This is a genomic window from Pseudomonas sp. SJZ103, assembly GCF_007828335.1.
In the GTDB taxonomy this organism is placed as follows: domain Bacteria; phylum Pseudomonadota; class Gammaproteobacteria; order Pseudomonadales; family Pseudomonadaceae; genus Aquipseudomonas.
This window is the reverse complement of record NZ_VIUN01000016.1, coordinates 77,199-89,338: the sequence shown is the minus strand read 5'-3', so window position 1 is coordinate 89,338 and position 12,140 is coordinate 77,199. Positions and strand designations below refer to the sequence as shown.

The following is a 12,140-nucleotide window of genomic DNA, read 5'->3' as shown; positions in this document are numbered from 1 at the left end:
TATAACTCGGCTGAAAAGGTTTGACTCAGGGTATCAGTACACACGGGTCCTTGTGGGAGGGGGCTTGCTCCCGATATAGGTGGACCCGTCTAAATTTCTCTGACTGGCACTCCGCTATCGGGAGCAAGCCCCTCCCACATTGGAATAGCGCAAGGCCCTAGAGTTTGGCTTTTACTGCCGGCAACGCGTCCTTGCCATCCACGGTTTTCACGCCATCCAGCCATTTATCCAGCACCGCCGGGTTCGCCTTGATCCACGCCTTCGCCGCCTCGGCATTGCTGACTTTTTTGTTGACCACCTCAGCCATGATGCTGTTCTCCATCTCCTGGGTGAAACTCAGGTTGGTCAGCAGCTTGCCTACGTTGGGGCAGGCCTGTGCATAACCTTTACGGGTCAAGGTATACACGCTGCCGGTGTCACCAAAGTATTTCTCGCCGCCTTTGAGGTAGTGCATTTTCAACTGCACGTTCATCGGGTGCGGTGTCCAGCCGAGGAAGGTGACGAATTTCTGCTTCTTCACCGCCCGTGATACTTCCGCCAGCATCGCCTGTTCACTGGATTCGATCAGCTTCCACTGGCCGAGGTCGAAGTCATTCTTCTTGATGATCTCCTGCAGCGAGATATTCGCCGGCGCGCCCGAGCCTATGCCGTAGATCTTCTTGTCGAACTTGTCGGCAAATTTGTTCAGGTCGGCAAAGTCATGCACCCCGGCATCCCAGACATAATCCGGCACGGCGAGGGTGAACTCGGTGCCGTCGAGGTTCTTCGCCAGTTGCACCACATCGCCGTTGGCCACGAACTTGTCGTAGAAACCTTGCTGCGCCGGCATCCAGTTACCCAGGAACACATCCACCTGGCCGTCCTTGAGCCCGCCGAAGGTAATCGGCACCGCCAGGGTGTCGACCTTGGCCTTGTAGCCCATGCCGTTGAGCAGAAACCCGGTGATGGCATTGGTGGCGGCGATATCGCTCCAGCCTGGGTCGGCCATCTTTACCGTGTCACAGCTGGTGTCCGCATACGCATTGGCGCTACTCAGCACTAACATGCCCACTACCGCAGTTAACTTTTGCATGGCCTTCCCTCAGTGTTATTGGTTTTGGCAGGGTTGTGGATAACGTGCCTTGCGCTCCAGGTCGTCGAGGTCGATATGGTTGCGCATGTATTGCTGACTGGCGTCTACCAGTGGCTGGTGATCCCAGCTCTTCAGCTTGCCTTCGGTCAGCGCCTCGAACACCAGGCGACGACGGCGTTGGCTGGCGAGCACCTGCTGGTGGATCGCCGGGATGTCCCATTTTGCCCGCGCTTCATTCAAAAACGCCTCGAACAGTGGCCGGTGTTCCGGTGACTGGCTGAGGTCTTCCCGCTCGTGCGGGTCGTTGTGCACATCGAACAGTAGACAAGGGTCGTCTTCGCTGTAGATGAATTTGCAGGCGCCGCGGCGAATCATCATCAGTGGGCTGATGGTGCCTTCGGCCATGTATTCGCCAAAGACTTCGTCGTGCCCGCCCTGCCCTTGCAAGTGCGGGACCAGCGAGCGGCCGTCCAGCGGCAGGCGCGGGTCCAGTTCGCCGCCGGCCAGTTCCACCAGGGTCGGCAGCAGGTCGGCGGTAGACACGGCCTTGGTCACCCGGCCCGGCGCAAATTGCCCCGGGGCACTGACCAGCAGCGGCACGCGGGCGGCCATTTCAAACCAGTGCATTTTGTACCAGAGGCCGCGCTCGCCGAGCATGTCGCCGTGGTCGCCGGAGAAGATGATGATGGTGTCGTCGGCCAGGCCGGTGTCTTCTAGGGTTTGCAGCAGCTTGCCGACATTGCTGTCGATGTAGCTGCACGCGCCGAAGTAGGCGCGGCGGGCGTCGCGGATTTTATCCACAGGCAGCGGCTTGTCCCACAGGTCATAGACCTTGAGCAGACGTTGGGAATGCGGGTCGAGATCTTCCTGGTTCGGCGTTGCAGGCAAAGGGATGTCGTTATCGTCGTACAGGTCCCAGAACGGCTTGGGAATGGTGTACGGGTCGTGGGGATGGGTCATCGACACGGTCAGGCAGAACGGCTGGTCGCCGTCTTCGCGGATGTGGTCGAACAGGTATTGCTGGGCCTTGAACACAACCTCTTCGTCGAAATCCAGCTGGTTGGTACGCACGCACGGGCCGGCTTGCAGCACCGAGGACATGTTGTGGTACCAGGTGGGGCGTACGTCCGGCTCATCCCAGTTCACCGCCCAGCCATAGTCGGCGGGATAGATGTCGCTGGTCAGGCGTTCTTCATAGCCGTGCAGTTGGTCGGGGCCGCAGAAGTGCATCTTGCCCGACAGCGCGGTGCGATAACCGAGGCGCCTCAGGTAGTGGGCATAGGTCGGCACATCTGCAGGGAAATCCGCCGCGTTGTCGTAGGCGCCGATCTTGCTCGGCAATTGGCCGCTGACCAGGGTGAAGCGTGACGGTGCACACAGCGGGCTGTTGCAATAGGCCGCGTCGAACACCACGCCCTGTTCGGCGAGGCGACTCAAATTCGGCAGCTTGATAGGGGAAGGTCCGTAGAACGGAAGCATCGGCGCGGCCATTTGATCGGCCATGATGAAAAGAATGTTCTTGCGCTTCATAGGTCTTCGGCATTCCATAGGCGGTGTTTATGCGAATGAGCATGCGGCCCATGAAAAATGGGGTAAAGCCCATGACGAGCAATGTCTAGGATAAGCACAGCTTATGTATGAAGCCCTTGGAGACTTGTCCCTCGACCTGCTACGCGCGTTCGAGGCGGCCGCGCGCCATCGCAGCTTTACCGCAGCAGCGATGGAGCTGGGCACCACTCAGCCGGCCATCAGCCAGCAGATCAAGCGCTTGGAAGAACAACTGGCGATCCGCCTGTTTGACCGCATCTATCGGGGCATCGAGCTGACCGACGCCGGCGCCCTGCTGTTCGAGCATGTGCAAGGCGGTTTGCAGAGCATCAACCAGGGCCTCAGTGTGATTACCCAGCAGGACCAGCACGAAGTGCTGCAAGTGGCCACAGACTTTGCGTTCGCTGCCTACTGGCTGATGCCGCGCCTGCATCGCTTCCACGCCGCCAACCCGCAGGTGGACGTGAGCCTGGTGACCAGCGAGCGCAACCACGCCACCTTGCGCAGCGATATCGATGTGGCGGTGCTGTTTGGCGATGGTCGTTTCAAGCAGGGCGACAGCCTTTGGCTGTTCAACGAGGAAGTGTTTCCGGTGTGCAGCCCGCAGTGGCTCAAGGACCAGGCCACGCCGCTGACCCTGCAGAACTTGCACGACGTTCCTTTGCTGCACCTGCGCCAGGAAAACAACAACCAGTGGTTCGACTGGAGCGGCGTATTCCGCGAACTGGGCATCACCGCCGCGCCCACGCCCGGCCAGCTGCGATTCGACAACTACACCTTATTGATCCAGGCAGCGATTGCCGGCCAAGGGGTGGCGATCGGCTGGCACCATTTGGTGGATAACCTGCTGGAACAGAATTGGTTGTGCCGACCGATCGGCAACACGGTGGTTTCGCGCTTTGGCTATTACGTGGTGCAGCCCCAGCGCAAGCGGCGTGGGCAGTTGGTCGAACGTTTCGTCGACTGGTTGCAGGCAGAACAGGCCAGCAGCGCGCAGTCCCTGACCGGACTGGCCCTGCCGTCGATTGCGGTCTAGGATTTGCCGCACATTGGATCCGGAGTCCGTCATGCAACGTATCAAGGGCTACCATGCCCATATCTACTTCGATGCCAGCACCCTCGATCAGGCGCGTGCCTTGTGCGAGGACGGCGCGAAACTGTTCCCGCTGCGCATGGGCCGCGTGCATGAGCGGCCCGTAGGCCCGCACCCGGACTGGAGCTGCCAGTTGGCGTTCGACCCCGAATACATTGGGGTGGTGCTGCCGTGGCTGGCGCTGCATCGCAATGGGCTGGTGGTGTTCCTGCACCCTGAAACCGGCGATGACCTGAAGGATCACACCGATTACGCGATCTGGATGGGTGCGATGCGCGAGCTGGACTTGTCGGCTTTTTAACCCCCTCCTTATCAGATAGAACCAGTTTCCTCCCGCAGTAAAAAGCGAGGAGCCTGTAGGATTTATCTCGTTTCATCTCAATATGTGGGACAGTTATTTATATATTGAGATATTGCTAGCCGTAGGTTTATATTCGCCCATCTGCTTTTTTCAGCACCCACTCATTTCAGGTGAAGCGATGCAGGCGCAATTGATCGCGCTCGATTGGGGGACCAGCTCCCTTCGTGCTTACAAACTCGGTCCCGCGGGCGTAGTGCTGGAACAGCGCTCGCTGGCGTCGGGCATCATGCATTTGCCCAGCGAGCCCCGGGACATCGGCGGCGTTCGCTGCAGCGATGGCTTCGAGTTGGCGTTTGATGCAGCGTGCGGCGACTGGCTCGACGCCGAGCCAAACCTGGCGGTGATCGCCTGCGGCATGGTCGGCAGCGCCCAGGGTTGGAGCGAGGCGGCGTATCGCAGTACGCCGGTCGACGTCGCCAGCCTGGGCCAGGCGTTGCACAAGGTGCGCAGCCTGCGCGGTGTCGATGTGCATATCGTGCCCGGAGTGATCGAGCAGGTCGGCTTGCCCAATGTGATGCGCGGTGAAGAAACCCAGGTGCTGGGCGTGCTGCAAAGCCTCTCGGCCAGCGGTGAAATGCTGATCGGCCTGCCCGGCAGCCACTCCAAATGGGTCGAGGTGGTGGAAGGCTGCATCACTCATTTCGACACCTTCATGACCGGTGAACTGTTCGCGGTGCTGAGCAAGCACAGCCTGCTTGGTCGTACGCAAAAGGTATCCGAGCAGTTCCAGGCCGAGGCCTTTGACCGCGGTGTTCAAGTGGCGCTGTCGAACGATGGCCAGCGTGGCGTGCTGTCGACCTTGTTCAGTGCGCGCACTCTGGGACTGACCGGCGAACTCACCCCTGAGCAGCAGCCCGACTACCTGTCCGGCCTGCTGATCGGCCATGAACTGGCCGGCTTGCCAGCCAGTGCACGGCACATACCCATCATCCTGGTGGGCGCCGGCCTGCTCTGCGTGCGCTACCAACGCGCCCTCGCCCTCTGCGGTTTCGCCCACGTCAGCCTGGCGCAGGAAGCGACCGAGCGCGGGCTGTGGCAACTGGCAGTGGCCGCCGGACTCACTCAACCTGCAATGGAGGCCTGACATGCTCAAGCAAGCACTCGCACAAAACGGTTTGATCGCCATTCTTCGCGGCATACGCCCGGACGAAGCCCAGGCGGTCGGCCAAGTGCTGTACGACGCCGGGTTTCGCGTGATCGAAGTCCCGCTCAATTCGCCGGACCCTTACACCAGCATTCGCACCCTGCGCGACAGCCTGCCCGCCGATTGCCTGATCGGCGCCGGCACGGTATTGACGCCTGGGCAGGTCGAACAAGTGAAAGCTGCCGGTGGCCAAGTGATCGTCATGCCCCATAGCGATGCCAAGGTCTTGCGCGCCGCGAAAGCCGCCGGCCTGTACCTGTCGCCGGGTGTGGCCACGCCCACCGAAGCGTTCGCGGCGTTGGACGAAGGTGCCGACGTGTTGAAGCTGTTCCCGGCCGAGCAAATGGGCCCTTCTGTGATCAAGGCCTGGCTGGCGGTATTGCCTGCAGGCACGTTGCTGCTGCCGGTGGGCGGCATTACCCCGGACAACATGCAGGTGTTTATCGACGCCGGCGCCAAGGGGTTCGGGCTGGGTTCCGGGTTGTTCAAACCGGGTATGACAGTGGATCAGGTAGCGAGCCGCGCCCAGGCTTATGTCGCCGCCTGGAAAGCCCTGAACTGAGATCAAGTTCCGCGCCCGCAGGCGCTGCATCTATAAGAGAGATAACAGATGAAAATCACCAAACTGACGACCTTTATCGTCCCGCCGCGCTGGTGTTTCCTCAAGGTCGAGACCGACCAGGGCGTGACCGGTTGGGGTGAGCCCGTGGTCGAAGGCCGCGCTCACACCGTGGCCGCTGCTGTCGAGGAACTGTCCGACTACCTGATCGGCAAAGACCCACGCAATATCGAAGACATCTGGACCGTGCTCTACCGCGGTGGCTTCTATCGAGGCGGCGCCGTGCACATGAGCGCCCTCGCCGGCATCGACCAGGCGCTGTGGGACATCAAGGGCAAGGCCCTGGGCGTTTCCGTCAGCGACCTGTTGGGTGGCCAGGTGCGTGACAAGATCCGCGTGTACTCGTGGATCGGCGGCGATCGCCCCGCCGACACCGCCCGCGCCGCCAAAGAGGCCGTGGCCCGTGGTTTTACTGCGGTGAAAATGAACGGCACTGAAGAGTTGCAGTTCGTCGACAGCTTCGAAAAAGTCGACCTGGCCCTGGCCAACGTCGCGGCTGTGCGTGATGCGGTCGGTCCCAACGTAGGCATCGGCGTCGACTTCCATGGTCGTGTGCACAAGCCCATGGCCAAGGTGCTGATGAAAGAACTGGACCCCTACAAGCTGATGTTTATCGAAGAGCCGGTGCTCAGCGAAAACTACGAAGCCCTCAAGGAACTGGCGCCGCTGACCAGCACTCCGATTGCCCTGGGCGAGCGCCTGTTCTCGCGCTGGGACTTCAAGCGCGTGCTCAGCGAAGGCTACGTCGACATCATCCAGCCGGATGCTTCCCACGCGGGCGGTATCACCGAAACCCGCAAGATCGCCAACATGGCCGAAGCCTACGACGTGGCCCTGGCGCTGCACTGCCCGCTGGGCCCGATTGCGTTGGCGGCGTGCCTGCAACTGGATGCGGTTTGCTACAACGCGTTTATCCAGGAGCAAAGCCTGGGCATTCACTACAACGAGAGCAACGACCTGCTCGACTACGTGCGCGACCCGGGCGTGTTCGACTATGACCAGGGCTTTGTGAAGATCCCCAACGGGCCGGGCCTGGGGATCGAGATCAACGAGGAATACGTGATCGAACGTGCAGCCATCGGTCACCGCTGGCGCAACCCGATCTGGCGCCACGCCGACGGCAGTTTCGCCGAGTGGTGATTTCTGCCTGAAAGAACACGGTCAAACATGTGGGAGGGGGCTTGCCCCCTCCCACATTTTGATCCGGTTTCTTCAGAAGTCCCTTCCTCAACAAACATAAGAATAGGCACCTACCATGCAACCTGAATCCTTGAGCGGGCAGGCTTCTTTAGTCACGCCTACCCGAAAGCGCTACTTCATCATGGTGTTGCTGTTTATCACCGTCGTGATCAACTACCTCGACCGCAGCAACCTGTCGATTGCCGCCCCGGCGCTGACCAGCGAGCTGGGCATCGATCCGGTACATGTCGGGCTGATTTTCTCGGCGTTCGGCTGGACTTACGCCGCCATGCAGATTCCCGGCGGCTGGCTGGTGGACCGGGTGCCGCCGCGCATCCTCTACACCGCCGCCCTGTTGCTCTGGTCCATCGCCACCGTGATGCTCGGCTTTGCCGCCAGCTTCATTGCGCTGTTTGTGCTGCGCATGGCGGTAGGCGCCCTGGAAGCACCGGCCTACCCTATCAACAGCCGCGTGGTCACCAGTTGGTTTCCCGAGCGTGAGCGCGCCACGGCCATTGGCTTTTACACCTCCGGGCAGTTTGTCGGGTTGGCGTTCCTGACGCCGGTCCTGGCCTGGTTGCAGCATCATTACGGCTGGCACATGGTGTTTGTCGTCACTGGCGGAGTGGGCATTCTGTGGGCGGCGATCTGGTATGCCGTGTATCGCGAGCCCCGGGACTTCAAAGGCGTCAACGCAGCCGAAATCGAGTTGATCCGCGAAGGTGGCGGGCTGGTGGACCTCAGTGCACAAGCGGGTAAGACCAAGGCGCCATTCAGCTGGGTCGACCTGGGCATTGTCCTGAGCAAGCGCAAATTGTGGGGCATCTACCTGGGGCAGTTCTGCCTGAACTCCACGTTGTGGTTCTTCCTGACCTGGTTCCCGACCTACCTGGTGAAATACCGCGGCATGGACTTCATCAAGTCCGGCATGCTCGCATCACTGCCCTTCCTCGCGGCCTTCGTCGGCGTGTTGTGCTCGGGGTTGTTTTCCGACTGGCTGATCCGTCGCGGTGCCTCGGTGGGGTTCGCCCGCAAGTTGCCGATCATCAGCGGCCTGCTGATCTCTACGGCGATCATTGGCGCCAACTTCGTCGAATCGACGCCGTTGGTCATCGCCTTCCTGGCCTTGGCGTTCTTCGGCAACGGCCTGGCCTCAATCACGTGGTCCCTGGTTTCGACCCTTGCCCCTGCACGTCTGCTGGGACTGACCGGCGGTGTGTTCAACTTCATCGGCAACCTGGCGGCGATTACCACGCCAATCGTTATCGGCTTCCTGGCCAGCGGCGATTCGTTTGCGCCGGCGATTACCTATATCGCGGTACTGGCATTGCTTGGGGCGCTTTCTTACATATTGCTCGTAGGTAAAGTTGAACGCATCGAGCTTTAAGCCGGTAGCGGGAAGATTGCTTTCTGGAGACTGACCTCTAATGGCGAGCAGACTTCCCGTGGCGAGCGGGCTTGCCACAGGAAGCTACGTTGCTACAACGTTATTGCGTGGTTTTAGTTGAGTACGCCGTCAAGGATTTCGTAGACGATGCCCGTGCCTACAGCGATCAGTACCACGTCCGGCCCCGAACGGCGCCATTCATAACCTGGATAGACCGGCAGGCGCGCCAGGGCACGGTTGTCCAAGCGCTCGCCGTAGTAGCCATGCGGCAGGGGGCGGCCGCGCACCAGACGCACATTCGGCGGCGGCGGTGCGCCACGGGAGAACTGGCCGTGGTTGTCGCGAATGATCTGGCGTACCGGGCCGAAGTCCTGGGGCGGGCCGCCGCGACGGTCGTCCTGCGGGCCGCGATGGTCGTCGCCACGTTGCTCGTGCTGGCCTTGCGGGCCGCCACGATCGTCACCCCGCGGGTCAGGCGGCGCGGCTTGCACCAGGGCGCTGGCGCCAAGTACCAGCACACCAAGACCTGCAATCACGGATTTAGGCATTTTCATCGGGTATTCCTCAGGGCACACATACAAAAAAGGGATCTCGAACGCGGTTCGAAATCCCTTGGTCTTGCTGTTTAGGCCGTGATTGCGCGCGTTGATTCCTCTGTATCAGGAACTTTACCTCTCGCTACATGGCGCTTACTTACGGGCGTTGCGCACACCTTCCGACAGCGCCGCGCACAGGCTCAATACGCCATCGATCGCTTGTTGATCGTTACTGGCATTGGCGATGTGATCGATCAGGGCCGAGCCGACCACCACGCCATCGGCCAGGCGCGCGATGGCCGCCGCTTGTTCCGGTGTGCGGATACCAAAACCGATGCTGATCGGCAGGTCGGTATGCCGACGCAGGCGGGTCACGGCTTCTTCGACGTGTTCCAGGGTAGCGGCGCCGGCACCGGTCACACCGGCCACGGATACGTAGTACACAAACCCGGAACTGCCGTTGAGCACGGTCGGCAGGCGCACGTCATCGGTGGTCGGCGTGGTCAGGCGGATAAAGTCGATACCGGCGGCCTGGGCCGGGTCGCACAGCTCGCCGTTATGCTCGGGCGGCATGTCGACCACGATCAGGCCGTCGACGCCGGCCTCTTTGGCGTCAGCGATGAACTCAGGCACACCGTATTTGTGGATCGGGTTGAAGTAGCCCATCAACACCAGCGGGGTATCGTTGTTGTCCTTGCGGAACTCACGCACCATCTGCAGGGTTTTCAGCAGGTTCTGCTTGGCTTCCAGCGCACGGATGTTGGCCAGTTGAATGGCCGGGCCGTCGGCCATTGGGTCGGTGAAGGGCATACCCAACTCGATCACATCGGCGCCAGCAGCAGGCAAGCCCTTGAGGATCGCCAGCGAAGTGTCATAGCCCGGGTCGCCGGCAGTGACGAAGGTCACCAGGGCGGCGCGGTTCTGTTCTTTGAGTTGCGCAAAGCGGGTTTGCAGGCGGCTCATTTAGTGTTTCTCCTGCTGAGACTGTTCCATGTGGTGCATCACGGTCTGCATGTCTTTGTCGCCACGGCCGGACAGGTTGACCACCATCAGGTGATCCTTCGGCAGGGTCGGCGCGCGCTTGAACACTTCGGCCAGGGCGTGGGCGCTTTCCAGGGCAGGAATGATCCCTTCCAGGCGGCAGCACTTGTGGAAGGCATCCAGGGCTTCGTGGTCAGTCACCGAGGTGTACTGGACGCGGCCGATATCGTGCAACCAGGCGTGTTCCGGGCCGATGCCTGGGTAGTCGAGGCCGGCGGAAATCGAGTGGGCGTCGATGATCTGGCCGTCGTCGTCCTGCAGCAGGAAGGTACGGTTGCCGTGCAGCACACCCGGTACGCCGCCGTTGAGGCTGGCGGCGTGCTTGCCGGTCTCGATGCCGTGGCCGGCGGCTTCAACGCCGATGATCTCGACGCTGGTGTCGTCCAGGAACGGATGGAACAGACCCATGGCGTTGGAACCACCGCCGATGCATGCCACCAGGCTGTCCGGCAGGCGGCCTTCCTGAGCTTGCAGCTGGGTGCGGGTTTCCTTGCCGATCACGGCCTGGAAGTCACGCACCATCGCTGGGTATGGGTGTGGGCCGGCCACGGTGCCGATCAGATAAAAGGTGTCGTCGACGTTGGTCACCCAGTCGCGCAGGGCTTCGTTCATCGCGTCCTTGAGGGTGCCGGTGCCGGCGACCACCGGGATCACTTCAGCGCCCAGCAGCTTCATGCGGAACACGTTGGCCTGTTGGCGCTCGATGTCGGTGGTGCCCATGTAGATCACGCATTGCAGGCCGAAACGCGCGGCCACGGTAGCGGTCGCCACACCGTGCATGCCGGCGCCGGTCTCGGCGATGATGCGTTTCTTGCCCATGCGCCGTGCCAGCAGGATCTGGCCGATGCAGTTGTTGATCTTGTGCGCGCCGGTGTGGTTCAGCTCTTCGCGCTTGAGGTAGATCTTGGCGCCGCCGCAGAACTCGGTCAGGCGCTCGGCGAAATACAGCGGGCTTGGGCGGCCGACGTAGTCACGCTGGAAGTAGGCCAATTCTTCGTTGAACGCCGGATCGATCTTGGCCGCTTCGTATTCGAGGGCCAGTTCGAGGATCAACGGCATCAGGGTTTCGGCGACGTAGCGGCCGCCGAACGCGCCAAACAGGCCGTTGGCGTCAGGGCCGTTGCGCAGATCGGTCTGGGACTGAGTCATGGGACGCTCCAGGTAGGAATTTGTGTGAGAAGCAATGACGGTCACTCTACCCCTCACATCCGGTGCTGAAAACCGATAAGATCGCTGCAACCTGTCAGGAAAACTCACAGATGAGCCGAGACCTCCCACCCCTCAATGCCCTGCGCGCCTTTGAAGCCACCGCGCGGCTGAACAGTGTCAGCCAGGCTGCCGAGCAACTGCATGTGACCCACGGCGCGGTCAGCCGCCAATTGAAGGTGCTGGAAGAGCATTTGGGTGTCAGCTTGTTCATCAAGGATGGGCGCGGCATTAAACTCACAGATGCAGGTGTGCGGTTGCGAGATGCCAGCGCCGAGGCGTTCGAGCGCTTGCGCGACGTCTGCGCCGAACTCACCCAGGCCAGCGCTGATGCGCCGTTCGTGCTCGGTTGTTCGGGCAGCCTGCTGGCGCGCTGGTTGATCCCGCGCCTGGGTCGCTTGAATGCCGACCTGCCGGACCTGCGCCTGCACCTGTCGGCGGGTGACGGCGACCTCGACCCCCGACGCCCCGGTCTCGATGCCCTGCTGGTCTTCGCCGAACCACCGTGGCCGGCGGATATGCAAGTGTATGAGCTGGCGAGCGAGTGTATCGGGCCGGTGATGAGCCCGCGTTTTGCCGGGTACGAACGCCTGCGCCAGGCGCCGCCGCAAGCCTTGTGTGGCGAAGCCTTATTGCACACCACTTCACGCCCGCAAGCCTGGCCCAGTTGGGCGCAACAGCACGGCATCGAGCCCGGCGCGTTGAAACACGGCCAAGGTTTTGAGCATTTGTATTATTTGCTGGAGGCGGCGGTGGCGGGGTTGGGCGTGGCGATTGCGCCGCAGCCGCTGGTGGCAGAGGACCTGCGCGCGGGTCGCCTGGTGGCGCCGTGGGGTTTCAGTGAAACCCCGGCGCACCTGGCGTTGTGGCTACCCAAGCGCGCCGCAGACGGGCGCGCGAGTCAGTTGGCGCACTGGCTCAAGGCTGAGCTGGCGCGCCAGCCGGTATAGCCGG

At 61.7% G+C, this 12,140-nt stretch carries 12 protein-coding genes; 7 read left to right on the top strand and 5 right to left on the bottom strand.

Annotation, left to right across the window (positions count from 1 at the left end; genetic code table 11):
- Positions 1–157: 157 nt before the first annotated feature.
- Together choX and betC are read right to left on the bottom strand one after the other, a co-directional pair.
- Positions 158–1,072: a choline ABC transporter substrate-binding protein gene (choX, locus tag FBY10_RS26675; protein ID WP_053127397.1), complete on the bottom strand. Its 915-nt coding sequence runs from the start codon at positions 1,070–1,072 to the stop codon at positions 158–160.
- 15 nt (positions 1,073–1,087) lie between these two features.
- A complete protein-coding gene (betC, locus tag FBY10_RS26670) occupies positions 1,088–2,602 on the bottom strand; it encodes a choline-sulfatase (protein WP_145338366.1) in 1,515 nt (504 codons plus the stop codon).
- A gap of 103 nt (positions 2,603–2,705) precedes the next feature.
- Here betC and FBY10_RS26665 point away from each other — a divergent pair, with 103 nt between their 5' ends.
- The 6 genes from FBY10_RS26665 to FBY10_RS26640 all read left to right on the top strand — a co-directional run bounded on the left by FBY10_RS26665 (position 2,706) and on the right by FBY10_RS26640 (position 8,403).
- Positions 2,706–3,656 carry a LysR family transcriptional regulator gene (locus FBY10_RS26665; RefSeq protein ID WP_145338365.1) on the top strand — a complete coding sequence of 317 codons (951 nt, stop codon included), beginning with the start codon at positions 2,706–2,708 and terminating at the stop codon, positions 3,654–3,656.
- A gap of 31 nt (positions 3,657–3,687) precedes the next feature.
- The gene (locus FBY10_RS26660) at positions 3,688–4,014 is read left to right on the top strand and encodes a DOPA 4,5-dioxygenase family protein (protein WP_131699609.1); all 327 of its coding nucleotides are present in this window, start codon (positions 3,688–3,690) and stop codon (positions 4,012–4,014) included.
- 178 nt (positions 4,015–4,192) lie between these two features.
- Complete coding sequence (locus FBY10_RS26655; RefSeq protein WP_131699608.1) at positions 4,193–5,158, top strand: 2-dehydro-3-deoxygalactonokinase; 966 nt, start codon at positions 4,193–4,195, stop codon at positions 5,156–5,158.
- Position 5,159: 1 nt separating this feature from the next.
- Positions 5,160–5,780 (top strand): 2-dehydro-3-deoxy-6-phosphogalactonate aldolase, encoded by a 621-nt coding sequence (locus FBY10_RS26650; RefSeq protein WP_131699607.1) that lies wholly within the window; start codon positions 5,160–5,162, stop codon positions 5,778–5,780.
- A gap of 48 nt (positions 5,781–5,828) precedes the next feature.
- Complete coding sequence (gene dgoD / locus FBY10_RS26645) at positions 5,829–6,977, top strand: galactonate dehydratase (RefSeq protein WP_003170741.1); 1,149 nt, start codon at positions 5,829–5,831, stop codon at positions 6,975–6,977.
- Between the two features lie 115 nt (positions 6,978–7,092).
- Positions 7,093–8,403: an MFS transporter gene (locus FBY10_RS26640; protein ID WP_131699606.1), complete on the top strand. Its 1,311-nt coding sequence runs from the start codon at positions 7,093–7,095 to the stop codon at positions 8,401–8,403.
- Between the two features lie 113 nt (positions 8,404–8,516).
- Here the strand turns inward: FBY10_RS26640 and FBY10_RS26635 are convergent, their stop codons facing one another.
- From FBY10_RS26635 to trpB, 3 genes are all read right to left on the bottom strand, one after another.
- The gene (locus FBY10_RS26635; protein WP_131699605.1) at positions 8,517–8,957 is read right to left on the bottom strand and encodes an anti-virulence regulator CigR family protein; all 441 of its coding nucleotides are present in this window, start codon (positions 8,955–8,957) and stop codon (positions 8,517–8,519) included.
- Between the two features lie 135 nt (positions 8,958–9,092).
- Positions 9,093–9,902 carry a tryptophan synthase subunit alpha gene (gene trpA / locus FBY10_RS26630; RefSeq protein WP_145338364.1) on the bottom strand — a complete coding sequence of 270 codons (810 nt, stop codon included), beginning with the start codon at positions 9,900–9,902 and terminating at the stop codon, positions 9,093–9,095.
- Positions 9,903–11,129 carry a tryptophan synthase subunit beta gene (gene trpB / locus FBY10_RS26625; RefSeq protein WP_145338363.1) on the bottom strand — a complete coding sequence of 409 codons (1,227 nt, stop codon included), beginning with the start codon at positions 11,127–11,129 and terminating at the stop codon, positions 9,903–9,905. It abuts the gene before it with no gap.
- 110 nt (positions 11,130–11,239) lie between these two features.
- Between trpB and FBY10_RS26620 the strand changes: the two genes are divergently transcribed.
- Positions 11,240–12,136 (top strand): LysR family transcriptional regulator, encoded by an 897-nt coding sequence (locus FBY10_RS26620; protein ID WP_131699602.1) that lies wholly within the window; start codon positions 11,240–11,242, stop codon positions 12,134–12,136.
- Positions 12,137–12,140: the final 4 nt, after the last annotated feature.

Coding starts and splice junctions, on each gene's coding strand:
- FBY10_RS26660 (WP_131699609.1), top strand. CDS start 3,688: ATGCAACGTATCAAGGGCTACCATGCCCATATCTACTTCGATGCCAGC.
- dgoD (WP_003170741.1), top strand. CDS start 5,829: ATGAAAATCACCAAACTGACGACCTTTATCGTCCCGCCGCGCTGGTGT.
- trpA (WP_145338364.1), bottom strand. CDS start 9,902: ATGAGCCGCCTGCAAACCCGCTTTGCGCAACTCAAAGAACAGAACCGC.
- trpB (WP_145338363.1), bottom strand. CDS start 11,129: ATGACTCAGTCCCAGACCGATCTGCGCAACGGCCCTGACGCCAACGGC.
- FBY10_RS26635 (WP_131699605.1), bottom strand. CDS start 8,957: ATGAAAATGCCTAAATCCGTGATTGCAGGTCTTGGTGTGCTGGTACTT.
- FBY10_RS26620 (WP_131699602.1), top strand. CDS start 11,240: ATGAGCCGAGACCTCCCACCCCTCAATGCCCTGCGCGCCTTTGAAGCC.
- choX (WP_053127397.1), bottom strand. CDS start 1,072: ATGCAAAAGTTAACTGCGGTAGTGGGCATGTTAGTGCTGAGTAGCGCC.
- FBY10_RS26665 (WP_145338365.1), top strand. CDS start 2,706: ATGTATGAAGCCCTTGGAGACTTGTCCCTCGACCTGCTACGCGCGTTC.
- betC (WP_145338366.1), bottom strand. CDS start 2,602: ATGAAGCGCAAGAACATTCTTTTCATCATGGCCGATCAAATGGCCGCG.
- FBY10_RS26650 (WP_131699607.1), top strand. CDS start 5,160: ATGCTCAAGCAAGCACTCGCACAAAACGGTTTGATCGCCATTCTTCGC.
- FBY10_RS26655 (WP_131699608.1), top strand. CDS start 4,193: ATGCAGGCGCAATTGATCGCGCTCGATTGGGGGACCAGCTCCCTTCGT.
- FBY10_RS26640 (WP_131699606.1), top strand. CDS start 7,093: ATGCAACCTGAATCCTTGAGCGGGCAGGCTTCTTTAGTCACGCCTACC.